Below are 23,426 nucleotides of genomic sequence, written 5' to 3'. Positions count from 1 at the left end.
GTATCTAATTTGGGATAAAATATGCTTGAAGATTGTAAACTATTCTTGCATTTATATTGTTAGCTGTTTTAATTGCATTGACCAATTAAAATCTTAGTTAGATAGTTAAGTGAATAGTTTATATATTCCTTTTTTAAGTTGGCTTTTACATAAAATTATGGACCTATACTCATGCGATTGATGAAGCATTCTTTCTTATTTATTGCCTTAATGAGCACTACCTCTCTCTATGCCAACATTCCAATTGAGTCTCGCGGTTTAAGCCAAAGCGGTGGTAGCGCAACTAATACTTCTTCCAATAATGTTTCGGTACCTAGTAATTTAAACTGGGAATTAATGCAAAAAAATCAACAATTAGAAAATGATATACGTACCCTACGTGGGCAGTTAGAAGAACAATCAAATGATATTGAACAATTGAAAAAAGATCTATCTAATCGCTACACAGACCTAGATCAACGCCTAGAACTCCTTAATCAGAAAGTTGATCCTGAAAGTGCACAATCAGATAATCCAGCGAACAGTGATACACCTGCTACGGCAAGCACAGAAACTCCTGCAGTTGAAAATAAAGTAGTGAATGCTGCCCCAACAAGCACCCCACCCACTACTCCTCCATCCCAACCGGAAGCCTCACAACCACCTTCACAAAACCAATCAAACCCTATAGAGCTTGAAAAGGCAGCTTACACCGTAGCTTTGGACGCCTATAAGCAAGGTGGCGCAAAAAAAGCGATTGCTCCAATGCAGAACTTTATCAAAAATCATCCTAATAGCGTCTATACAGGGAATGCATATTTTTGGTTAGCTGAGTTTAATTTAGCAACTGATCCGGTGAATTATAATGAAGCTAAAAAGAACTACAATGTAGTAGCAACTCGATATCCAAATTCGAGTAAAGCTCCTCGCGCCCTTTATCAACTCTATAGCATTGCTAAAGATGTCGATAAAAATATAGCTTCAGCAAACCAATATAAAACTAAAATTTTAAGTCAGTATCCAAAATCTGAAGAAGCCAAATTTTTTAATAAATAATAATTTTAAGAAAAAAAAGACACTGCAAAATGCAGTGTCTTTTTTTAATATATTTTCTTAACGCACAATACCGCGTTCTGACTGTTCAACAGAGTCAATTAACAATTGAGCTTCAGGAACACTCGGAAGAATATCATTTTTAATCTGCTCAACAGCTTGAACAGAAGTAAGACCTGATTTAAAAATTAATTTATAAGCCTCTCTGAGACCTTGAATTGTATTCTTAGACCAACCCTTTCTACGCATTCCTTCGATATTAATACCGAACGCATGAGCTGGGTTACCAGAAGCCATAACGTAAGCTGGTACATCTTTTAAAATTAGTGATGCTCCACCCACCATACTGTAAGAATCAATTTTACAGAATTGATGAATACCAGAATTACCACCAATAATGATGTGATCACCTATGTGTACGTGTCCAGCAACACCAACGTTATTCGCAAAAATATTGTGATCACCAACAATACAATCATGTGCAATATGTGTATTAACCATCAATAGGTTATGACTTCCTATTTTAGTTAAAGCATTATCTTGCACAGTTCCTCTATGTAAACTGCAATGTTCACGAATTAAATTATGATCACCAATCTCTAACCAGGTTTCTTCACCTTGATATTTCAAATCTTGGCAAACCTCACCAACACTTGCGAACTGGAAAATCTCATTATTTTGACCAATTTTGGTAAAACCACCCACTACTACATGAGAATGAAGTTTAGTACCCGCACCAATCGTCACATTTGGACCGATAACGCAATAAGGTCCTATCTGGACATCTGGAGCAATCACTGCAGATGGATCAATAATGGCCGTAGAATGAATTAAGTCGTGATTGCTCATGCCTGCTCTGTTTTTTGGTGTGAAATCATAATTTCAGCGGTTGTTGCTACAATACCGTCCACGGTAGCCGTACAATTATATTTGTAGATACCGCGTTTTTGCATTACTAATTCAGATTTTAATACAAGTTGGTCACCAGCAACTACTTGTTTTTTAAATCTAACTCTTTCCGCACCAGCAAAAAGAAATAAAGAACCAGGTTTTGGCGTTTCATTGTTCATAATAAACCCTAGAACACCTGAAACTTGAGCTAATGCTTCAACAATTAGAACACCAGGCATAATTGGATATTCTGGGAAATGTCCCTGTAGGAACTCTTCATTGATAGAAACATTTTTATAACCAACAATACTATTGTCAGTAACTTCAGTCACACGATCAACCAATAAGAAAGGATAACGATGCGGCAAATATTGACGAATCGTTTGAATCTGCATTGGTAATTCAGGGATGGCAAATTTAGGTGTAGTTGACTCGGTCATAATATTCTATTTACGCAAATTAAAGGTTGATTCAAGAGACTCTATTTGAGCTTGTATATGATCAAGTCGTTTAGTGATTTGGGTCAATGGCACATCTGCTAATTGTCGCAAGCGTACAATTGTCTTTTTCCAATGGCTATTTTCAAATAATCCAATTCCCGAAGAGTAAGTACCAGGTTCAGAAATATTTTTTGTGACCATTGACATTCCGGTCAAAGTCACATTATCGGTAATAGAAAGGTGACCTGATACACCACAAGCCCCTGCTAGAATACAGTTTTTGCCAATTTTAACGCTACCAGCAATTCCGCATTTAGCAGCGATAGCTGTATTTGAACCAATATGAACGTTATGCGCGATTTGCACAAGGTTATCAATAATTACCCCATCTTCCAAAATGGTGTTATCGAGTGCACCTCGGTCAATACTACAATTTGAACCAATGCGGACATCATTACCAACAATAACTGAACCTAATTGAGCAATGCGATGCCACTTTCCCTGATATGGCGCAAAACCAAAGCCTTCACTACCAATTACAGTACTTGCGTGAACTCGCACACGATCAAATAATTTAGATTCACCAGTAATTGTGACATGAGCATCAATAAAACAATCTTTTCCAATTTCCACATTATTATCCAATCGAGTATGAGACTGAATAATGGTGTTATCGCCTACCACACAATTTTCGCCAATTACGACGTAATGACCAATATATGCTGTTTCGGAAATGATCGCAGAAGGATGAATTTGAGCTGTACTTTCTATACCTACCGATGTGATTTTTTTATCAAACACATGAGTAAGTATGGCAAAAGCTAAATAAGGATTATCAACAATAATAAAATTTTGTTTGTCAGGCAGCTGTTCTTTAATAAGGCTTGTAACAATGTACGCACCCGCACGGCTAGCCTTTGCTTGATCAATATATTTTTCGCCATTCACGAAAGCAATTTGATGAGTTTCAGCATTTTCTAAACTTGCTAAGTTTATAAATTGAAGACTACCCGTACCTACTAGCTCACCATTTACTAGGTGAGCTAGTTCATCTAAACGATAATGTTGCACTTTCATTAATTTATTTCATTGAATTAACCTTTTGTATCATTTTATCAGTTAAATCATATTTAGCGTCATAGGCAACAGTTGAATTTTTATTCAAAATGAAGTCAAGATTATTTTCTTTTCGTAATTGTTCAGCTGCTTGCTTCACACGAGTCTCAAAAGTTGAGTTCATTCCTTGCAAACTAGTTTGAACTTTAGACTGCAAACCTTGTTGAGTAGAATTAAATTCATTGAGTTTTGTTTGATATTGCACCTGAAGCTTTTTGATATCATCTTCTTTCATTTTTTGCCCTTGAGTTTGGGCTTGACGTTGAAGACCTTCTAATTCTTTACCTAACTGCTCAAGACGAGTTGTGGTTGGCTTAACTGATTGATTTAAACTTGCGTTTTGTTGTTTCAAATAAGTACTGCTTTCAACAACTTTAGCAAGATCAATAACACCATAACCGGCAGCGTTAGTCATGGCAGAAACTGTCAAACCTAATCCTAACATTAATATATTTAATTTTTTCATTTAAATTTGTGTCCTTATTGCATGTTTAGTCAAGTCGTACTTAGAAAGTACGACCGATTTCAAACTGGATCTCTTTAGTTTCATCACCAGGCTTATCATTTAGAGGGAAGGCATAGCTAAGAGATAATGGTCCGATCATAGTGATCCATGTGAAGCCAACACCTACGCTATAACGCATATTACCTAAGTCGAAGCCATAGTTATCTTCACAATATTTTCTAACATCATCAATTTGCTGACCATTAATCATCATGCCTTTATTTGCGTAGGCAGTATTATTAATATCACATTTAGTATCAAAAACTTGACCGCCCTCAGCAAATAAAACTGGACGCACTTGACGGGTCCAGTCACCTTTGAATGGTAATGGTAAAGCGAGCTCTGTACCAAACTGAACTAAAGCATTACCACCCACTTCTTCTGGTGAAGGATCATTAGTTTTTGTTTCTTGTAAATTTACGCTTGCGTATTTAGGTCCAAGTGTACTGTTATCATATCCTCGAACTGAACCATAACCACCCGCATAGAAGTTTTTATAGAATGGTAAATCATTACCATAACCAAGCTTACCATAACCACGAAGTACGAATCCTGATTTACCAATTGGTAAGAATGCCTGAGTATCATAAGTTAATTTTTGATAATCCACATCACTACCAGGTAAACCAATTTCTAGACCAACACGATGAGACATACCTGAAGTTGGGAAAATTGGTCTATTCAAGGTGTTATATGACCAACCTAAGTTCAAGTTATAAGTAAAGAATTCACTTTCGAAAGCACTATTATAGGGTTTAAATCCACCTTCACATGTACCAGGTATTGGTATTTGCGTGCCAGGATTTGCGGGATCCTCTTCAGTCTCCGTCTTACCACTTTCACACCAAGTCGACGTACCAGTTGGTTTACCCCCATTCGCTAATAAATAATCACGAACATAGGTAGAGACATATGGACCCGTCGTTACTTTAGTATTATCAACACCTAATGACGCACTTAAACTCTGATTTTCATCAATTGGGTAACCAAAACTTAAACTACCGCCAAAACTATCGGTAACGTAGTTATTAACGTTATAGTCCTGATTAAGTTTCGTTTTACGATAGTAAACGTTATAACCACGGCTTACCCCATCAATTGTAAAGTAAGGGTCGGTAACACTTAAGTTATAGTAATCTTGAGTTTCAGAACGAGATAAATCGATCGCAACACGATTACCCGTTCCCATAAAGTTAGTTTGGCTCAAACCTGCCTGGAATGTGATACCACCACTTTGTGAGTAACCTACCGCTAATGTTGTAGTCCCCGAGTGTTGCTCTTCAACATTTACGTTTAAATCCACCTGATCTGGTGAATTTGGAATACGAGCTGGCTTAATATCAACAGTTTTGAAGAATCCTGTACGCTCTAAACGAACCTTAGACAAATCAATTTTCTCATTACTCGCTAAAGCGCCTTCCATTTGACGCATTTCACGACGTAATACTTCATCGGCAGTTTTACTGTTACCTGTAAAATTAATACGACGCACAGTAACTTGCTGACCTGGATTTACATAGTAATTTAAGTCAACAACACCTGTATCATTATTAATTTGTGGAACAATATTTACATCTGCAAAGTAATAACCAGCATTACCGTATTTACGCAATAATAATTGTTTAACGGCATTTACTTTTTCTTGCGAATAAGTATCGCCATCTTTATAGATTTTTAAAGCTTGTAACTCTTCAGGTTTATAAAGTGCATCACCTAAAAATTTGGTTTTTCCAAATTTAAATTGACTGCCTTCCTCTACAGCAACTTCAATAAAGATGTTCTTCTTATCTTCACTAATATTAAGCTGTGAGTTATTAATATGAAAATTGATATAACCCTTATTCAGATACATCGCACGCAAAGCTTCAAGGCTCGCTGCCATTTTCTCTCTAGCATAACGGTCATTACGAGTTACAATTGAAGCCCAACCGCTTTCTTTAACTGCAAAGGCTTGTTTAATTTCACTGTCTTTAAAAACAGTATTACCAATAATATTAATATTGAAAACTTTAGCCGCTGTACCTTCATTAAAATTTAATTTAAGTTCAACACGGTTATTTGGACGAGCTATCGTATCAACAGTTACATCAGCATCATAACGGCCTTGCTGGGTATATTGCTGCTCCAATTCAGTTTCAATTGTTTGTAAAGCTGACTTCTTAAAAACTTCGCCTTCAGCAATGCCCATTTTTTTGAGGCCTTGCTCTAAAGCCTCTTTAGGAATAAGTTTATTACCCTTAAATTCAAGTTTTGAAATAATTGGGCGCTCTACGACATTAAAAACTAAAGTATCGTTGTCTCTTGATGCTTTAATATCGTCAAAAAGTCCAGTGGCATACAATGTTCGAATTGCTTCTGCGATCATCGGTTCATTAACGCGATCGCCACTGTTGATTGGCAACATGGTAGAAACATTTGCAGGAGTAAGACGGACCAAACCATCTACACGAATATCTCGAACGACGAAATCATCAGCTGCATATGCTTGTTGTACCGCTGCCATAGCGCTAACAAGTGCCAAAGGCATTAAAAAATGTGTGTGCCGCATGCCAGTTTTTCCAGTAAGTTATAAATCCATATACGTTTACAAACGCATAAAATCGTTAAATAAAGCTAAAAGCATCATACTACCGAGCAGTACCATACCAATTTTTAGACCAAACATTTGTATTTGTTCAGAAACAGGCTTACCACGAATAGCCTCAATAATGTAATAAACGAGATGTCCACCATCTAGCATTGGAATTGGTAATAAATTTAAAATTCCAAGACTTACACTCATTAAAGCCATAAATGAGATAAAGGTCTGCCATCCCATTTCCGCACTTTGTCCTGCTACTTTCGCGATTGTAATTGGTCCAGAAAGATTCTCTAAACCAATTAAACCCTTAACCATTTTTACTATTGAACTCAATATCATGCTAGAGATTTGACCAGTTTTCTCTAGTGACATCTCGAAAGCTTGTATTGGAGTATATTGAATTGTTTGCTTATATTCGTCAGGAATTGTAATTTTTCCTGCATCACTTTTCACACCCAAAACACCACTCACTTGCCCCATGTTATCCCGTTTCCCTTGAGGCATAACTTGCAAATGGATTAATTGACTATTACGCAACACATCAATATTGAGTAATTTTTCTGGAGAATGTCGCACGACCTCGACAACATCAAACCAGTCTTTCATTGTTTGACCATTAATTGAAACAATACGATCACCTACTTTCATTCCTTGACGAATTGCAGCTCCATCTTGAGTCAATTCAGTAACAACAGCAGGAATAACAGGACGATATGGTAAAAAACCTAACACATCTAAAGCTGATTCATTCTGGTTTTTTAAGAAGTCTTTAATTGGTAAAACAATATTTTTTTCAGTACCTGCACGGTCTACATCAACATTTACACTACCAGTTTCACCTACACGATCAATCAAAGCAAAGTTAAGCTTTTCCCAAGTTTGCGTTTCTTTTCCATCAACAGCAATAATCTTGTCACCAACTTGCATTTGTGCAGTTGCTGCTGGTGAGTTTGGTATAACTTTACCGACTCTAGTGTTCAGTTGTTCTTGTGCTGGTAAAAACAAGATCCAGAAAAGTAAAACAGCAAAAATCAGATTAATTAATGGACCTGCTGCAACAATTGCTATACGTTTCCATGGTTTTTGACGGTTAAATGCATAAGGTAAATCTTGCTCTGCAACATTACCTTCACGCTCATCGAGCATTTTTACATAGCCGCCCAATGGTAAAGCTGAAAGTTGATATTTGATGCCAGATTTTTTTGATGTCCACTTGAGTAATGTAGGTCCAAAACCAATCGAATACACTAAAACTTTAACACCTAATTTTCGTGCTACCCAATAATGACCAAACTCATGAATTGCAATTAAAGGACCAAGTAAAAGAGCCGCTGCTGCAATCATAAATAATGCACTCATTTCAGCCTCCTATACTTGATATATATTGCTGTGCTACATGTCGTGCTATTTCATCTTTAGCTAAAATACACTCAATATTTTCAGCAACTGAATTTTCCAATTTTTGCAAAGTATGCTCTACCACTTGTGGGATATTTGTAAATCCAATCTGTTCCTTTAAAAATGCAGCAACAGCAACTTCATTTGCAGCATTTAAAATAGTAGGTGCCAAACCTCCCGCACGCATTGCCTGACGAGCCAAATCAAGTGCTGGGAATTTCTGAATATCTGGCGCTTGGAAATTAAGCTGAGAATATTCAAACAAATCTAAAGCAGGAACACTCGTCTGTAAACGCTCAGGCCATGCTAAAGCATGTGCAATTGGCGTACACATATCTGGATTACCCATTTGTGCCAATGTTGAACCATCCACATATTGCACCATAGAATGAATAATACTTTGTGGATGAACAACAACTGTAACAAAATGTTCAGATATTGAAAACAAATGACATGCCTCGATCAACTCTAACCCTTTATTCATAAGAGTAGCTGAGTCAACTGAGATTTTCTGTCCCATAGACCAGTTGGGATGCTTACAAGCCTGTGCGGGCGTAACTTTTTCTAATTGTTCTAACGAATGGTTTAAAAATGGTCCACCTGAAGCGGTCAATAAGATTCTTGATACACCCTGTTGCGGTTGTCCATTTCTTTCGGCTTCTAAATAATTATGAGGCAAGGACTGAAAAATAGCGTTGTGTTCTGAATCAACTGGCAATAACAACGCCTGATGATCACGTGCTGCTTGCATCATGATTTCACCAGACATGACCAAAGCTTCTTTATTAGCAAGCAATACGCGTTTACCAGCTTTCACAGCAGCTAGAGTTGGCAACAAACCTGCAGCACCAACTATTGCAGCCATAACAATATCAACATCTGGATGAGATGCGATACTTACTAACCCTTCCTGATTAGTCAAAATCTCAATATTTTGTAATTCATTTTCTACAAATAAAGCTGCTAATTCATCAACTTTTTGCTTTGGAACAACTACAACTTTTGGTTGGAATTGTTTGCAAATTTCAACCAACTCAGAAATTCGACTATGAGCTGAAACCGCAAACACTGAATACTTATCAGAATGTTGATTTAAAATTTTTAAGGTACTTTGACCAATGGAACCGGTTACACCTAATATGCAAACAGATTGTGTCATCTATAAATCTACACCAATAAGTTTTAATATATACATTCCCGTTGCAAAGATCGGGGCTGCAGCAAGTAAAGAATCAATACGATCTAACACACCACCATGACCTGGTAAAACACGACCAGAATCTTTAATACCGGCACGACGTTTAATCATTGATTCAAATAAGTCACCTAAAACTGAACCAAATACCGTAATTAACGACAATATAAGAAACAGAATTTGCTGAATTAAAGTTAAATTTAGATAATGATATTGCACAACCACCATTATTACTACGGTTGTAATAATACCACCATACAAACCTTCTACTGATTTATTAGGACTTACAGTCGGAGCTAGTTTTCTTTTTCCAAATTTACGACCAACAAAGTAAGCACCACTATCTGCGCCCCATACGAGCAAGAACAAATACATTAACCACCATGGTGAACTTTGCCATACTACAAAAATTGATGTTACCGCAGCACAAACTAAAATTATACCAATCACATACAAGGTTGCATTATACCAACCATCAAATTCAGGAAATGACTTAACCCAATATACACTGACAATCCAAGTCAAAATTGAAGCAGACCACAAAAGTAATGCAATATCATGGAAAAATAGGGCGACACCTGAAACAAATGCAACAAGCAGACCGTAACACCAAGCTTTAGGTTTTACAGCATTTGCAGTTTCGCGAGGCATTAATTTATACCACTCATACCCCGCTACCCCTGCTGCAACAATCATAAGAACCAACATTGGATAATGTGATTGCGTAGCAAACATACAGCCTAAAACAACTGCAACAAGTACCAATGCGGTAACAATCCGCTCTAACATTATAAATTCTCTATTTTCTCTTGCTGAATTTGTTCAGATGTTTTGCCAAAACGACGTTCACGCCCTGAAAAAACATTCAATGCATGATCGAACTCTTTTACTGTAAATTCTGGCCATAACGCTTCGGTAAAATACAGTTCCGCATAAGCTGCTTGCCACAACAAGAAATTAGATATGCGATAATCTCCACCTGTGCGGATTAACAAGTCCACAGCCGGCAGATCGTTTAGACTGACATATTTTTCGAACAAATCAACATTTATTTGATCAGCACTAAATTCACCACGGGAAACGGCCTCTGCAACCTGTTTTGCTGCATTAGCAATGTCCCACATCCCACCATAGCTTATTGCAATGGTTAAGGTCATAGTGTCATGGTGTGCTGTTTGTTGCTCTGCATCTTCCATTAAGGCAACTAAGTGTGAGGATAATCGAGAACGATCACCGATAAAACGCAAAGCAATATTAAATTTCTTCATGCGAGGTATTTGCTCATGAATACTTTCTTCCAGAAGCTTCATAAGCAGATCGACTTCATACTGCGGTCGATTCCAATTTTCACTTGAAAATGCAAAAACAGTTAAAGCACGAATACCAGTTTTTTTACAATGTTCAACGATAGGATCAAGAACATTTTTACCTTCCCGATGCCCATCACCTTTTTGCATTTGATTTTTTTTTGCAAAGCGGTTGTTGCCATCCATAATGATGGCAACATGCTTGGGAAGATGATACTCTTCAGAATCGGTCATAAAAATTAGACCTTCATCAATTCTGCTTCTTTCGCTGCAAGACGCTTGTCTACTTCTGCAACATATTTGTCAGTAATTTTCTGAATATCATCACCTGCACGGCGCTCATCATCTTCAGAAATCTCTTTTTCTTTCAACAATGCTTTGATATCACCTAAAACATCACGACGAATATTACGAATCGCAACTTTTGCATTTTCAGCTTCATTACGCGCAACTTTTTGCATATCACGACGTGTTTCTTCAGTTAATGCTGGTAAAGGTACACGAATTGCATCTGCTGTAATCGGGTTTAAACCAAGATCACTTTCACGGATTGCCTTATCAATAGCTGAAACCATTGTACGCTCAAATGGCTGAACAATAAGTGTACGAGAGTCTTCAATACCCACGTTTGCTACTTGATTTAATGGCACATCAGAACCGTAGTAAGGAACCATCACACCATTTAAGATTGATGGGTGTGCACGGCCGGTACGAACTTTAGCAAACCCGAGTTCTAAAGACTCTAGAGTTTTTAACATACGCTGTTCGCTGTCTTTTTTCAGATCGTTAATCATATGATCTACCTTACTTATTTATTCAAAGATATATTTAACAAATTTAATTTAGCGCTAGTATAAAGAGCTTTCGGTAACACGTACATTACTTAGTAACGCGCGTTCCTTCTTTTTCACCCATTACTACTGACAATAATGCACCTGATTTATTCATATCAAAAACTTGCAATGGCACATTATGGTCACGACACAAACAAATAGCAGTCAAATCCATAACACCAAGCTTTTCATCTAACACTTGGTCAAAAGTTAAATGATCGTATTTAACAGCATCATCATATTTACTTGGATCTTTATTATAAACGCCATCAACTTTAGTCGCTTTTAAGATCAAATTCGCTTCAATTTCAATACCGCGTAAACATGCTGCTGTATCCGTCGTGAAAAATGGATTTCCTGTACCCGCAACGAAAACACAAACTTCACCTTGACTCAAATGACGAATCGCATCACGACTTGAATAAGACTCTACCACTGTACCAATTGGTAATGCAGACATAAGACGAGTTCTGATGTTACGGCGAACTAGAGCATCGCGCATAGCTAAGCCATTCATTACAGTTGCAAGCATACCCATTTGATCGCCTGTTACACGACCAACCAAGCCATCTTTTTGCAACTGACTACCGCGGTACAAATTACCGCCACCCACAACGATACCCACTTGCACACCTAAACCAACCAAGTGCGCAATTGAAAGTGACATATGATCTAAAACTTGGGCATCAATACCCATATCTTTATTACCTGACAATGCCTCACCAGATAATTTTAATAGAATACGTGAATAACGTGGGCTAATTGTTTCCGCCATGACTTTGCTCCAAAACCTCTTAAACTGAATGCTCTTTAAATATATTTCGATTAAACCGATTTAATTTTAATTAACTTTGCAAATAAATCGTATTCATCTGCATCGGTAATTTCGACTTCCAATATATCGCCCGGTTGAATAGTGCTCTTATCGATATCTTCTACAAACACATTACCGTCAATTTCCGGAGCATCGGCATAAGAACGTGCAACGGCAACAGGATATTCGTCTTCTAAACCATCGACTAATACAGTCATCGTTTGACCAATACGTTTTTGTAATTTAGCAGCAGATATTTGCTGCTGTACTTGCATAAAGCGCTCGTAACGCTCTTGCTTAATTTCTTCTGGCACATGATCGGGTAAATCATTTGCCGTAGCGCCTTCTACTGGTGAATAGGTAAAGCAGCCTACGCGATCAAGTTGAGCTTCAACTAACCAATCTAACAAAATCTGGAAGTCTTCTTCAGTTTCGCCTGGAAAACCAACCACAAAAGTAGAACGAATCACAAGATCAGGGCATTTTTCACGCCATAACTTAATTTTTTCTAGTGTATTTTCACTATGTGCCGGACGCTTCATTAATTTAAGAACACGTGGGCTTGCATGTTGGAAAGGAATATCAAGATATGGCAGGATTTTTCCCTGAGCCATTAAATCGATAACTGCATCAACATGTGGATATGGGTATACATAATGTAGACGCACCCAGATGCCCAATTGGCCTAGTGCTTCACACATGTCGAAGAATTTTGTCTTAACAGGCTGACCATTCCAGAAGTCAAGTTTGTACTTGGTGTCTACGCCATAAGCTGATGTATCTTGAGAAATAACCAAGATTTCTTTAACACCTGCTCTTTTAAGTGCCGCCGCTTCTTCCAATACACTACCAACTGGACGAGAAACCAAGTCACCACGCATACTTGGGATAATACAGAAGGTACAACGATGGTTACATCCTTCAGATATTTTTAAGTAGGCATAATGCTTTGGTGTTAAGCGAATTCCTTGTTCAGGAACCAAATCAATAAACGGATTATGTTTAGGTGGTGCTGGTACATATTCATGTACAGCTTCCATCACATCTTGATAAGCTGCTGCACCAGTAACCTTTAAAACGTTCGGATGCATTTGACGAATTTTATCTTCGTCTTTACCTAAGCATCCTGTAACGATTACTCGACCATTTTCACTCATGGCCTCGCCAATTGCATCTAGCGACTCTTGTACCGCAGATTCAATAAAACCACAGGTATTAACAACTACTAAATCAGCACCATCATAATCTGATGCAACTTGATAACCTTCAGTCTTTAACTGAGTTAAAATTCGTTCAGAATCTACCAATGCCTTAGGACAACCTAAAGAAACAAAACCGACTTTGGGGGTCTTCATGAATCTGCGCTCCACTTGAATGCGCGTATTGTATGTCTTTTCTTGTCTCAAGCATAGGTGGAAAGGCTACTCTTTGTGTAATGCACCAAAATACAACCAACATTTGCACCAAAACTCACCTTTGCACCAATTTAGATCATGTTATTATCTAGACTAAAGCTATTTGTTTTGATCAAAAGATATAAAGAACGATTTCAGCGCGTTTTTAAGTACCTTAAAACTTTAAAATAACCCATAAACAAAGTTGGCGTATATTTTGCATCGTTCATGTTCTATAACGGTGAAAATCCGATAACCAATGAAGATGCCATTGCGCTATTTTAAGACAGGAACGATTCGCTAATGGATCAACACAACCCTATCGACTATCGCCTATTGGTAGACAATTTAACTACTGCGATTTTATTAATCGATAGTAACTTAAATATTTTTTACTTAAATTCAGCCTGCGAAGCACTATTTGACATTAGTTTGCTTCGTGCTTCAGGACAGCCTGTTTTAAATTTACTTCATGCGCCAGATGATACTTTTAATACCCATGAAGCTTTATTAAACACCATAAAAACCGGACAACCTTATACGCGTCGAGAAGCTGTCATTAATGTTAACTTTAAAGACCTACATGTCGATTACACAGTTTCTCAATTAAATGCCGGCAAAAGCTATCATCCATTATTGTTGATTGAGCTCAACCCAATTGACCGCATGTTAAAGATTTCAAAAGAAGAAAATTTAGTTCAACAACATCAGGTCGCTAGACAGCTTGTCCGTGGCGTTGCTCATGAAATTAAAAATCCACTTGCAGGTATTCGGGGAGCAACCCAGTTACTCGCTCGTAGTTTAAATGATAAGACTTATGCTGAATTCACCGATGTCATCATTAATGAAGTAGATCGTTTAACTAACTTGGCTGACACCATGTTGGGTTCTAGACAATTACCAAGCTATGAAAATGTTAACGTACACGAACCCTTAGAACGTGTACGCTCGCTTATTGCGAACCAGACAAAGAAAAAAATTAAAATTATACGTGACTATGATTTGTCTTTACCTGATGTGAATGCCGATCGTGATCAGTTAATCCAAGTCATGCTCAACATTAGTGTAAATGCAATTCAAGCCATAACAGAGAATAAAGCATTCTTTATCGATCATGAACCAGAGCTAATTCTACGTACTCGCATACAACGACTTGTCACAATTAATGGAGTACTGAATCGATCTACAGTGCGGGTTGATATTGAAGACAATGGGCCAGGTATACCTGAGAGTATTTTAGAGTCCGTATTTTACCCATTGGTTACTGGACGAGCAAAAGGTACTGGGCTTGGCCTGAGTATTGCACAGAATATTATGCATCAACATAACGGAATGATTGAATGCCAATCTGTTCCTGGAAAAACTATTTTTAGCTTATATTTACCTTGGGAGTCAGACCGTGTCGCGAAATAAAATATGGGTTATTGATGATGATCGCGCCATGCGATGGGTATTGGAAAAGACTTTTAAAGAAGAAGGCTTTGACGTTACCAATTTTGAAGAAGCTCAAACTGCGCTTGAACGTTTGCATCATGATGCTCCCGATGTCATCTTAACTGACATTCGAATGCCTGGAATTGATGGTTTAACTTTTTTATCTAAAGTCAAAAACACTCATCCTGATTTACCTGTCATTATCATGACAGCACATTCTGACTTAGAGTCTGCTGTATCAAGTTATCAAACAGGTGCATTTGAGTATTTACCCAAGCCATTTGATATTGATGAAGCTTTAGCTTTAGTCAATCGTGCAATTCTGCATATCAATAAACTACAACAACAAGAAGCTACAAAAACAGCTTCACCACTTCAATCAACAGAAATTATTGGTGAATCTCCTGCCATGCAAGAGGTTTTCCGCGCTATTGGTCGTTTATCTCAATCTCATATTACTGTTTTAATTAATGGTGAATCTGGTACAGGTAAAGAATTAGTTGCACATGCTTTACACAAGCACTCACCACGCCGTGCGAAACCTTTTATTGCCTTAAATATGGCGGCAATTCCAAAAGACTTGATTGAAACCGAGTTATTTGGTCATGAGAAAGGTGCATTTACAGGTGCAAACACTCAACATCAAGGTCGCTTTGAGCAAGCAAATGGTGGAACACTATTCCTTGATGAAATTGGCGACATGCCATTTGAAACACAGACTCGACTACTACGTGTGCTCGCCGACGGTGAATTTTATCGTGTAGGTGGACATATTCCAGTTAAAGTTGATGTTCGAATTGTGGCAGCAACGCATCAGGACTTAGAAAAACTGGTGAATGAAGGCCGATTCCGTGAAGACTTATATCACCGTTTAAATGTAATTCGTATTCACATTCCTAAACTTGCTCATCGTAGCGAAGATATACCAATGCTGGCTCAGCATTTTCTTGCACGTGCCGGTAAAGAACTTGGCGTGAGTCCAAAAATCTTACGTACTGAAACAACCGACTATATGCAACAGTTACCATGGCCCGGTAATGTTCGACAACTTGAAAACACGTGTCGCTGGTTAACTGTGATGATCACTGGACGTGAAGTTTATCCAGAAGATTTACCTTCTGAACTTAAACAAGTTCCACTGCAAAAGAATAGTGATTCTGGGCAACCTGCCCCTTCATTTGAACGCATTTCTCTACACCATTGGGATGAGTTACTAAATCAATGGGCAATTCAAAAGCTTAAGAATGGTGAAATGAAGATTTTGGATATTGCTACACCAATGTTTGAACGCACCTTAATTAACGCTGCTTTACAACAAACACGTGGACGCAAACGTCACGCAGCAGAATTATTAGGTTGGGGCCGCAACACCTTAACTCGCAAGTTAAAAGAACTTGGAATGGATTCTGCAGACGATGATGAAGAAGATGAACATAAGGTTAGCCAAACCGAGGCCTAAAAAACTTAGTGCCTAAATTAAAAGCGGCTAAGACATTCTTAGCCGCTTTATTTTTTATTAAATTCAAAATTGAACATCAGGTTACATCATTAGATCATTTCAAAATTCACTCTAAGTTTATATTTTCTATTCTTTTATTTTTTTAAATTTCTACTTACTGTTCAGCAGATGATCTAAAAAAATAGCGATGACCATCCTTAAAGATAGTTTTGCTATACTAAACAAGCAAAGTTAACTGTTGTTATGAAATTTTATGCATGATTCCGTCCTTGAGTCACATCATTCAGTATGTGAGAAGCCCCAAACACGCAGAGGTATAGAACGTCGCCTAGCTCTTTTGCTAAGCGCAACCGAGCTGTTTCTGGATAAAGGATATGAAGCCGTTTCTCTTGATGACATTGTTAATCATGCCGGTGGTTCAAAAGCGTCTATTTATAAATATTTTGGCAATAAAGATGGTTTATTTACCGCAATTTGCGATTATCGCCGTGAAATGTTTTTTAAAGATATTTGTGTACCATTTCAACCTTCCCAAACATCTTTACGCAACTATTTAATTCAAACACTCATTCGCTTTTATACTCATATTATTCAACCCGAACATATCGCTTTTTTACGGTTAGTTATCGAACAAACACAATGCAATGCAACTTTGAGCAAATACTTATATGAAAAATGTGCTCAAGATGTGCAAAACACAATTGCTCAGGCACTTCTAATTTCCCATCAAACTGAAGAAATTCTTTGCACATCTCCAGATTATTCCTCACTCATGTATTTTGGAATTTTACGTGACATAGAATGGCGCATGATTATGGGAATGCCCCTACCACCCACTGAGAAAGAAGTAATTGATTATATTAACTATTGTGTCGATATTTTCTTAAAGGGTCATCATAAAGTCTAATTCTTTTGCATTTTAAAATGCTTATAGTATAGTAGACTTCTTTTTTCCCACATCCACCCAGCCAACAACAGATAATTGTTGTTTTTCATAACAATTATTATGGAGTAGCTACATGGCTCTAAGACATTTCCTGACTTTACGTGATCTATCCACTCTAGAACTTAATCGCATTTTAGAACGCGCAAGCGAACTTAAAAAAATGCAGCATGACAATAAGGTATATCAACCTTTTGTTGGTAAAGTATTGGGAATGATTTTTGAGAAATCAAGCACGCGTACACGTATCTCTTTTGAAGCAGGCATTAATCAATTTGGTGGTAGCGCGATTTTCCTATCACCTCGCGACACACAATTAGGCCGCGGCGAACCAATTGAAGATTCAGCACGTGTAATTTCTAGTATGCTTGATATTGTGATGATTCGTACTTTTGGTCATGACATTGTTGAACGTTTTGCATCGTATTCAAAAGTTCCTGTGATTAACGGTTTGACAGATGACCATCATCCTTGCCAGTTACTTGCAGATTTACAGACTTATAATGAACACCGCGGTAGCATCAAAGGCAAAACCGTTGCTTGGATTGGTGATGGCAATAATATGTGTAACTCATATATTGAAGCTGCACACATGATGGGCTTTAAACTTAAAATTGCATCTCCAAAAGGATATGAGCCTAAACCTGAATTTTTAGCAGAGTTTGGTCATTGTGTTGAAGTTTTTGACAACGCAGAAGATGCTGCTGTAAATGCTGACCTCATTGTGACAGATGTATGGGCAAGCATGGGACAAGAAGAAGAACAGAAGCTTCGTGAAAAAGCTTTTGCAGCTTTTCAAGTCAATGAAAAATTAATGGGACTTGCTCATCCTGAATGTTTATTTATGCACTGCTTACCTGCTCATCGTGGCGAAGAAATTTCTGAAACTATGCTTGATCATAAAAATGCAGTGGTATGGGACGAAGCAGAAAATCGTCTTCATGCTCAGAAAGCTTTAGTAGAATTTTTATTGAATGAAAATCTAAGATCATAATTATTTAGACAAAAAAACAGCATCTTTATGATGCTGTTTTTTTATTTTATAAAACTTGTACTTTTCCAGTTAATTATTTTTAAAGTTTTGATAACGTTGTTGAATATATAAGCAGGCTGTATTTCAACTATTCCCTAGAATCGTGTATAACATTCTACACAATAAGCTAAGCCTACTCTCGTAGAGTGCGATCATGACTACCCTTGAACAATCATTATCTCAAATTCCCGCATTTTCAATTATTCATGAACATTTATTTAGTTCAGCACAGCCTTCTGCTGAACAACTGAAACTAATTAAAGAATATGGTTGTAGTACAGTCATTAATCTCGCTTTAAGTAACGCACCAAATCATATTGAAAATGAAGATCGTATTTGTTTAGACCTCGGTTTAAATTACATCCATATTCCAATTGACTGGGAAACTCCATCGGCCGAGCAATGTTTATTGGTACTCGACCTTATTGATCATTTAGTCCAGAATGAAATTGTCTGGATTCACTGTTCTAAAAACGATCGCTCTAGTTGCCTAATGTATGTCTATAGACAGTTTTATATGAATATGGACATGCCTACTTCTCAAGATTTACTTCATGAAATTTGGGAACCCAATGAAACTTGGACAGGACTTATTCATAGTATTACCTTACAGCTACAAGGCCGTAAGGCAACTCTTGAGCTTCAGCAGTCTTTGCAACAAGCCGATCACTTGGTGTGATGAGAGACTAAAACAGTTGCTGTAGCTAAAATCCCTTCTTGACGACCGGTAAACCCAAGTTTTTCGGTTGTCGTTGCTTTAATACTGATTTGATTAACATCTACATTTAAAACATCAGCAATACTTTGACGCATTTCCAAATTATGTTTAGCTAATTTTGGACGCTCACAAGCCACCGTAATATCAGCATTATTTAACTGATAACCGCGATCTAAGATTAACTGGTAAACATGCTTTAATAATACTCGGCTGTCCGCACCTTTAAATTCTGGGTCAGTGTCAGGAAAATGTTGCCCTATATCTCCAAGTGCCAAAGTACCTAACAAAGCATCACACAAAGCATGGAGTACAACATCGCCATCAGAGTGCGCTTTCAAGCCATGCGTATGTGGAATTTGAATGCCAGCCAATGTAACGAAGTTCCCCTCTTCAAAGGCATGCACATCCATTCCTTGTCCAATACGAATTTGAGCAACCATATAACTATTACCTTCCATAAAAACTTAAGAAATCTTGTATTCAGCCTTTCTGTTTCGCTATAGTACACCTAGCAAAGTAGACTGAAAGTATAAGCGATCATGCTGTCTAATACTGATATGAATCAATTGAAAAGATTAAGTTTTGCCGTGACACTGAGTTGTTTATGTTCATCTCTTGTTTTTGCAGAACCAATAGACTGTTCCAATCGTGGAGCTGAGCTTAAAATCTGTTCAAAAACATTTAGTGAATCGAGAAAGCAACTCAATAATAAATATCTTTCTGCATATTTAGTTACTGATGCCCCCTTACAGCTTTTGCAGGATACACAAAAGTTATGGTCTAAACATACTCAGCAATGCAAGAGTAATGCATGTTTTCAACAACAGTTTGATTTACGAACTGACGACCTAAATTTTTATGCATCACTTAAGCAAACGCTTACCCAACATTATCTTAAGTTTGAGAATGGACATCTAGCAGCACAGCCTGTTCACATTCAGGTCCATCAGCTCGCAAAGGATAAAATCAAAATTGAAGGAATAGCATACCGAAATCCAAATAACCGTAAAGAAACTCAAACAATTTCTTTGATGGCCTATAGTTCACCTGAACAAAAAAATGAAATTTTAGACAATGAGCACAACTGCAAATATCAGTTTAATTTTCAAAAAGCTTTACTGAATGTGAAAACCCAGCAAAAAGGCTGTGAGCGTTTTAGCGGAATCTACCGATTATATGATTAGTGCGTTAAATAAAAGCCAGTGTTTAAACACTGGCTTTTTACTTTCTAGATCGGATATTTTTGAGCAATATCCTGACCAACTAAAACAGCAGTTGCCGCAGACAAAGTCCACCCTAAGTGCCCATGTCCTGTATTATAAAAAATACGAGGCTGTCTAGATTGCTTCACCACCGGCAGCATATTAGGCATCATGGGTCTTAACCCAGCCCAAGGTACGACATGCTCAGTTGAAATATCAAAGTTACGATTTACCCAATTTACCAAAGGTTGAATACGATCAGCCCGTATATCGCGGTTGTAACCATTAAATTCAGCAGTTCCCGCCACACGCAACCGATCTTTACCTAAACGAGAAGTCACAATTTTAGCACCCTCATCTAGTAAGCTGACCCATGGTGCATTCTTTACACTTTGCTCATCTTTTAATTGCACGGTAATTGAATATCCTTTTACTGGGTAGACATTTACTCGCTCTCCAATCATATCGGCGAGTTGATAACTTCCTACACCACCGCAAACTACCAGCACATCACCTTCGATTTGGATGCTATCGGATTCAACAAGATAAGGGTGCTCTGCACTTGGCTGACAACTTACGATCACTTTGTCTGGATAACACTTAATATCTGTAACTTCCAGACCGAATTTATACTCAACACCGTATTGTTTAGTCTTTTCAGCCAAAGAGGTTGAATATTTATGAATATCCCCCGTTGCATCACTTGGTGTGTAATAACCACCAAAATATTCACCTGTTAATGATGGTTCTATGGTTTTCATCTCATCAGGTGAAACCGAATAGCGCTCTAATGTACCTTTGTTCAATACATTGTTTACTTGTTTAGCAATCTCGTAATCAGCCTTACTATGATACATATGGAGAATTCCACGTTTCTCCAAATCAAACTCGAGCTGCTCTTTTTCAGCAACCTCAAATAAACGCTTACGAGCAAGTAATGCCAAACGGACCGTCTCAATCGTGTTTGCTTCATAGTTTTTAATATGGGATAAAAACTCAACTAGCCAGCTATATTTATGCAAACTAAATGAAGGATTCAGCAGTAGCGGTGCGTCTTTTTGTCTCATCCACTTAAAGCCTTTAACTACAGTGGCTTTTTGGTTCCATACTTCGGCATTACAAGCGGATAATTGCCCTCCATTGGCAAATGATGTTTCCATTGCAGGATATAGATGTCGATCAATCACTGTGACTTGATAACCCAGTTGCGATAATTCATAAGCAGAGGTAACCCCTGTGATTCCCGCACCTATCACAATAACATGTGGCATAACAGACTCCTCAGAAATGCAAAACATTTCATCAGTACAGCCCATCTGTCATTGGTACCTGAGAGTTTCGACCCCAACGTTACCTTTTAACGTTTAGATCTTCCCCTTCGGTGAGTTTATAATTTATAAGTTATTATTTTCAATTCTTATAAATCTAAGCTTCTCTCCAGATTTTTTAATTATTACAGTCCTTCTGCCTGAGAGTTTCCGGGCTTGTTGCTCCTTCGGCGGGTTCTTTCGAACCTCTCTCCCGCAATAATTTTGTATTTATATAAGCAATGTATCTGCCACTTTAGAAAAAACGCATTCTTTTCTTGTAAACTTTTGTACCAGCAATTATCAAGTTATAAGCCATTAATTTAATTATAAAAATAAAAAAGGTGAATTTTTATAAATTCACCTTTTGTGTTTAATTAGAATTTTCCATTGAGCACTGGGTCTGAAACTGTACCCTTCCATTGCTCACGCAAGGTTGGTAAATAAAATTTCTCACCAATAGTGACCAATTCTGCATCAATTAATGCGTGAACTTCGTGCATAAAAATATAATCAAGAGCAACCAAAGAGAGCTGATGATTTTTTTGTGCTGTTTTCTTACGTTTCGCTTGAGCTTGTTTCACTAACTCATTCGCAAAGTTTTTATCTTTATAAGCCGTAATTGCATTTAAACGGAGTTCAATAACACCCCATCCAGCCAATAGCTTTTTAAAGACATCAAAATCTTCTGAAGTTGATTCCCATGTTACATTTTCTAAATCATTATCGTCAGGTAAAACTGGCAATAACAGGTCACCTGTACTTGGGAAAATCTTTTTAAGATTTAACAGAAACTTAACAGGCTGATCACCGGGATAATCATTAAATTGCACATGTTGTTGAGTATCTGTCAAATAAATAGAGAGCATTCAAAAATCCTTAGCTAAGCTTCTGTTTTCAATCACTTTATCTTCAGTTTTGCAAAATAAATGCAAAACAAAAACAATATAAAAACAGGACAAGGTGGGCATTTTAACAATTATGACAGCTTATTCAACGCTAATTCGCCATTAATTAGTGAAACTTATACCCTCTTGATAAAAAGCCCTCCGAAAAGAGCTCTTTGTTGATACAAGTTCAATTCTTGCTATCACTAAAAACCGACCAACCTCTAGTCATCAAAAGATTTTCTTATACTTTATTGATACAGCTAATAAGACTTTTTGAATAAAGTTGTCGGTTCATTTCTAAATTAAATTTGAGAAATGAGCTCTTCCGTCGTTTTTAACTTAGCAAAAGCATTACTTAAAATTTGGTTATGATGATCAATTGCTTGCTGAGCATTTAAAGCTGCTGAATCAGTTGTGGTGTGGCCATCTGAAATTAATATCAATTTATATCCGTACTCAGAAGCAGCCCTAACAGTAGTATCAATGCAATACTCAGTTTTCATGCCAGTAATGATGAGTTCATCAACACCCAGTTTCTCTAACACTTCTTTTAAAACAGTATTTTTAAAACCACTCGGGTACATTTTTTCAATGACTATATCTTTATGTGGATTAAAAGCTAACTCTGTGATTAGCTGAGTGTTCGGTCCACTTGGATCTAATGGTGTGCCTATCTCACCAACATGCCGAATAAAGATAATTGGTCTATCATTTAAGCGGTAATATTCAATAAGACTAAGAATATTTGAAAGTACGAGTTGAGCATTATGTGGCTTAGATTGGCTGTTAAATAGGCCATTTTGCATATCAATGACCAGTAAAGCCGATTTTGAATTGCTATTGAGTTTTTCCATCATTTCTCTCTGTAAGAACCAATAATGAACAGAGAAAAATTAACCCAGCCATTATTGGCCGGGTTTAGTCATCTTATTAA

23 protein-coding genes and 1 riboswitch are annotated in these 23,426 nt (G+C 37.3%); of the genes, 7 read left to right on the top strand and 16 right to left on the bottom strand.

Going from position 1 to position 23,426, the window contains the following annotated elements; all coding sequences use genetic code 11:
• Positions 1-171: 171 nt before the first annotated feature.
• Positions 172-1,035, top strand: a complete 864-nt coding sequence (locus F968_RS07590) for a YbgF trimerization domain-containing protein (protein ID WP_004791872.1) — start codon at positions 172-174, stop codon at positions 1,033-1,035.
• A 57-nt stretch (positions 1,036-1,092) separates the two neighbouring features.
• On the opposite strand, the gene lpxA is transcribed toward F968_RS07590, so the two are convergent.
• The 12 genes from lpxA to rimO all read right to left on the bottom strand — a co-directional run bounded on the left by lpxA (position 1,093) and on the right by rimO (position 13,467).
• Positions 1,093-1,881, bottom strand: a complete 789-nt coding sequence (lpxA, locus tag F968_RS07585; RefSeq protein WP_004791870.1) for an acyl-ACP--UDP-N-acetylglucosamine O-acyltransferase — start codon at positions 1,879-1,881, stop codon at positions 1,093-1,095.
• Positions 1,878-2,363 carry a 3-hydroxyacyl-ACP dehydratase FabZ gene (fabZ, locus tag F968_RS07580; RefSeq protein ID WP_003652176.1) on the bottom strand — a complete coding sequence of 162 codons (486 nt, stop codon included), beginning with the start codon at positions 2,361-2,363 and terminating at the stop codon, positions 1,878-1,880. The genes lpxA and fabZ overlap by 4 nt, the downstream gene beginning before the upstream one ends.
• A gap of 6 nt (positions 2,364-2,369) precedes the next feature.
• Positions 2,370-3,440 carry a UDP-3-O-(3-hydroxymyristoyl)glucosamine N-acyltransferase gene (gene lpxD, locus F968_RS07575; protein ID WP_004791867.1) on the bottom strand — a complete coding sequence of 357 codons (1,071 nt, stop codon included), beginning with the start codon at positions 3,438-3,440 and terminating at the stop codon, positions 2,370-2,372.
• Between the two features lie 4 nt (positions 3,441-3,444).
• Positions 3,445-3,945, bottom strand: a complete 501-nt coding sequence (locus F968_RS07570; protein WP_004791865.1) for an OmpH/Skp family outer membrane protein — start codon at positions 3,943-3,945, stop codon at positions 3,445-3,447.
• 40 nt (positions 3,946-3,985) lie between these two features.
• A complete protein-coding gene (bamA, locus tag F968_RS07565) occupies positions 3,986-6,532 on the bottom strand; it encodes an outer membrane protein assembly factor BamA (RefSeq protein WP_004791863.1) in 2,547 nt (848 codons plus the stop codon).
• 36 nt (positions 6,533-6,568) lie between these two features.
• The gene (gene rseP / locus F968_RS07560; protein WP_004791861.1) at positions 6,569-7,924 is read right to left on the bottom strand and encodes an RIP metalloprotease RseP; all 1,356 of its coding nucleotides are present in this window, start codon (positions 7,922-7,924) and stop codon (positions 6,569-6,571) included.
• Between the two features lies 1 nt (position 7,925).
• The gene (ispC, locus tag F968_RS07555) at positions 7,926-9,122 is read right to left on the bottom strand and encodes a 1-deoxy-D-xylulose-5-phosphate reductoisomerase (RefSeq protein ID WP_004791859.1); all 1,197 of its coding nucleotides are present in this window, start codon (positions 9,120-9,122) and stop codon (positions 7,926-7,928) included.
• Positions 9,123-9,947: a phosphatidate cytidylyltransferase gene (locus F968_RS07550; protein ID WP_004791856.1), complete on the bottom strand. Its 825-nt coding sequence runs from the start codon at positions 9,945-9,947 to the stop codon at positions 9,123-9,125.
• Positions 9,947-10,699 (bottom strand): polyprenyl diphosphate synthase, encoded by a 753-nt coding sequence (uppS, locus tag F968_RS07545; RefSeq protein WP_004791854.1) that lies wholly within the window; start codon positions 10,697-10,699, stop codon positions 9,947-9,949. Before uppS ends, F968_RS07550 begins: the two co-directional genes overlap by 1 nt.
• Before the next feature lie 5 nt (positions 10,700-10,704).
• Positions 10,705-11,259, bottom strand: a complete 555-nt coding sequence (gene frr, locus F968_RS07540) for a ribosome recycling factor (RefSeq protein ID WP_004791853.1) — start codon at positions 11,257-11,259, stop codon at positions 10,705-10,707.
• Between the two features lie 85 nt (positions 11,260-11,344).
• Positions 11,345-12,073 (bottom strand): UMP kinase, encoded by a 729-nt coding sequence (gene pyrH / locus F968_RS07535; protein WP_004791851.1) that lies wholly within the window; start codon positions 12,071-12,073, stop codon positions 11,345-11,347.
• 50 nt (positions 12,074-12,123) lie between these two features.
• The gene (gene rimO / locus F968_RS07530; protein WP_004791849.1) at positions 12,124-13,467 is read right to left on the bottom strand and encodes a 30S ribosomal protein S12 methylthiotransferase RimO; all 1,344 of its coding nucleotides are present in this window, start codon (positions 13,465-13,467) and stop codon (positions 12,124-12,126) included.
• A gap of 342 nt (positions 13,468-13,809) precedes the next feature.
• Here rimO and glnL point away from each other — a divergent pair, with 342 nt between their 5' ends.
• From glnL to F968_RS07505, 5 genes are all read left to right on the top strand, one after another.
• A complete protein-coding gene (glnL, locus tag F968_RS07525) occupies positions 13,810-14,919 on the top strand; it encodes a nitrogen regulation protein NR(II) (protein ID WP_004791847.1) in 1,110 nt (369 codons plus the stop codon).
• Complete coding sequence (gene glnG / locus F968_RS07520; protein WP_004791845.1) at positions 14,906-16,399, top strand: nitrogen regulation protein NR(I); 1,494 nt, start codon at positions 14,906-14,908, stop codon at positions 16,397-16,399. The genes glnL and glnG overlap by 14 nt, the downstream gene beginning before the upstream one ends.
• 253 nt (positions 16,400-16,652) lie before the next feature.
• Entirely contained in the window at positions 16,653-17,306 is a 654-nt protein-coding gene (adeN, locus tag F968_RS07515) for a multidrug efflux transcriptional repressor AdeN (protein WP_004791843.1), read from the top strand.
• Between the two features lie 112 nt (positions 17,307-17,418).
• Positions 17,419-18,336, top strand: a complete 918-nt coding sequence (argF, locus tag F968_RS07510; protein WP_004791840.1) for an ornithine carbamoyltransferase — start codon at positions 17,419-17,421, stop codon at positions 18,334-18,336.
• Positions 18,337-18,529: 193 nt separating this feature from the next.
• Positions 18,530-19,054 carry a protein tyrosine phosphatase family protein gene (locus F968_RS07505; protein ID WP_004791839.1) on the top strand — a complete coding sequence of 175 codons (525 nt, stop codon included), beginning with the start codon at positions 18,530-18,532 and terminating at the stop codon, positions 19,052-19,054.
• On the opposite strand, the gene ispF is transcribed toward F968_RS07505, so the two are convergent.
• Entirely contained in the window at positions 19,042-19,533 is a 492-nt protein-coding gene (ispF, locus tag F968_RS07500; RefSeq protein ID WP_004791837.1) for a 2-C-methyl-D-erythritol 2,4-cyclodiphosphate synthase, read from the bottom strand. The two genes, F968_RS07505 and ispF, sit on opposite strands and share 13 nt — an antisense overlap.
• Before the next feature lie 99 nt (positions 19,534-19,632).
• Between ispF and F968_RS07495 the strand changes: the two genes are divergently transcribed.
• Complete coding sequence (locus tag F968_RS07495; protein WP_004791833.1) at positions 19,633-20,277, top strand: A1S_1983 family putative colistin resistance protein; 645 nt, start codon at positions 19,633-19,635, stop codon at positions 20,275-20,277.
• A gap of 44 nt (positions 20,278-20,321) precedes the next feature.
• Here the strand turns inward: F968_RS07495 and F968_RS07490 are convergent, their stop codons facing one another.
• From F968_RS07490 to F968_RS07480, 3 genes are all read right to left on the bottom strand, one after another.
• Positions 20,322-21,566, bottom strand: a complete 1,245-nt coding sequence (locus F968_RS07490) for a D-amino acid dehydrogenase (RefSeq protein ID WP_004791831.1) — start codon at positions 21,564-21,566, stop codon at positions 20,322-20,324.
• Between the two features lie 175 nt (positions 21,567-21,741).
• Positions 21,742-21,829, bottom strand: a riboswitch (glycine riboswitch).
• Between the two features lie 150 nt (positions 21,830-21,979).
• On the bottom strand, positions 21,980-22,471 hold the full coding sequence (locus F968_RS07485) for a hypothetical protein (protein WP_004791829.1): 492 nt from the start codon (positions 22,469-22,471) through the stop codon (positions 21,980-21,982).
• A 323-nt stretch (positions 22,472-22,794) separates the two neighbouring features.
• The gene (locus F968_RS07480; RefSeq protein ID WP_004791827.1) at positions 22,795-23,346 is read right to left on the bottom strand and encodes a cysteine hydrolase family protein; all 552 of its coding nucleotides are present in this window, start codon (positions 23,344-23,346) and stop codon (positions 22,795-22,797) included.
• Between the last annotated feature and the right edge of the window lie 80 nt (positions 23,347-23,426).

Origin of the sequence: Acinetobacter sp. NIPH 817 (assembly GCF_000368405.1) — a bacterium.
Taxonomy (GTDB): domain Bacteria; phylum Pseudomonadota; class Gammaproteobacteria; order Pseudomonadales; family Moraxellaceae; genus Acinetobacter.
Note: the sequence above shows the minus strand (reverse complement) of the source record. Positions and strands in the feature narration are given on the sequence as shown.

What these genes read in the sequence shown, in the direction of transcription:
- F968_RS07590 (WP_004791872.1), top strand. Translation starts at nt 172, where the DNA reads ATGCGATTGATGAAGCATTCTTTCTTATTTATTGCCTTAATGAGCACT.
- lpxA (WP_004791870.1), bottom strand. Translation starts at nt 1,881, where the DNA reads ATGAGCAATCACGACTTAATTCATTCTACGGCCATTATTGATCCATCT.
- fabZ (WP_003652176.1), bottom strand. Translation starts at nt 2,363, where the DNA reads ATGACCGAGTCAACTACACCTAAATTTGCCATCCCTGAATTACCAATG.
- lpxD (WP_004791867.1), bottom strand. Translation starts at nt 3,440, where the DNA reads ATGAAAGTGCAACATTATCGTTTAGATGAACTAGCTCACCTAGTAAAT.
- F968_RS07570 (WP_004791865.1), bottom strand. Translation starts at nt 3,945, where the DNA reads ATGAAAAAATTAAATATATTAATGTTAGGATTAGGTTTGACAGTTTCT.
- bamA (WP_004791863.1), bottom strand. Translation starts at nt 6,532, where the DNA reads ATGCGGCACACACATTTTTTAATGCCTTTGGCACTTGTTAGCGCTATG.
- rseP (WP_004791861.1), bottom strand. Translation starts at nt 7,924, where the DNA reads ATGAGTGCATTATTTATGATTGCAGCAGCGGCTCTTTTACTTGGTCCT.
- ispC (WP_004791859.1), bottom strand. Translation starts at nt 9,122, where the DNA reads ATGACACAATCTGTTTGCATATTAGGTGTAACCGGTTCCATTGGTCAA.
- F968_RS07550 (WP_004791856.1), bottom strand. Translation starts at nt 9,947, where the DNA reads ATGTTAGAGCGGATTGTTACCGCATTGGTACTTGTTGCAGTTGTTTTA.
- uppS (WP_004791854.1), bottom strand. Translation starts at nt 10,699, where the DNA reads ATGACCGATTCTGAAGAGTATCATCTTCCCAAGCATGTTGCCATCATT.
- frr (WP_004791853.1), bottom strand. Translation starts at nt 11,259, where the DNA reads ATGATTAACGATCTGAAAAAAGACAGCGAACAGCGTATGTTAAAAACT.
- pyrH (WP_004791851.1), bottom strand. Translation starts at nt 12,073, where the DNA reads ATGGCGGAAACAATTAGCCCACGTTATTCACGTATTCTATTAAAATTA.
- rimO (WP_004791849.1), bottom strand. Translation starts at nt 13,467, where the DNA reads ATGAAGACCCCCAAAGTCGGTTTTGTTTCTTTAGGTTGTCCTAAGGCA.
- glnL (WP_004791847.1), top strand. Translation starts at nt 13,810, where the DNA reads ATGGATCAACACAACCCTATCGACTATCGCCTATTGGTAGACAATTTA.
- adeN (WP_004791843.1), top strand. Translation starts at nt 16,653, where the DNA reads ATGCATGATTCCGTCCTTGAGTCACATCATTCAGTATGTGAGAAGCCC.
- argF (WP_004791840.1), top strand. Translation starts at nt 17,419, where the DNA reads ATGGCTCTAAGACATTTCCTGACTTTACGTGATCTATCCACTCTAGAA.
- F968_RS07505 (WP_004791839.1), top strand. Translation starts at nt 18,530, where the DNA reads ATGACTACCCTTGAACAATCATTATCTCAAATTCCCGCATTTTCAATT.
- ispF (WP_004791837.1), bottom strand. Translation starts at nt 19,533, where the DNA reads ATGGTTGCTCAAATTCGTATTGGACAAGGAATGGATGTGCATGCCTTT.
- F968_RS07495 (WP_004791833.1), top strand. Translation starts at nt 19,633, where the DNA reads ATGCTGTCTAATACTGATATGAATCAATTGAAAAGATTAAGTTTTGCC.
- F968_RS07490 (WP_004791831.1), bottom strand. Translation starts at nt 21,566, where the DNA reads ATGCCACATGTTATTGTGATAGGTGCGGGAATCACAGGGGTTACCTCT.
- F968_RS07485 (WP_004791829.1), bottom strand. Translation starts at nt 22,471, where the DNA reads ATGCTCTCTATTTATTTGACAGATACTCAACAACATGTGCAATTTAAT.
- F968_RS07480 (WP_004791827.1), bottom strand. Translation starts at nt 23,346, where the DNA reads ATGGAAAAACTCAATAGCAATTCAAAATCGGCTTTACTGGTCATTGAT.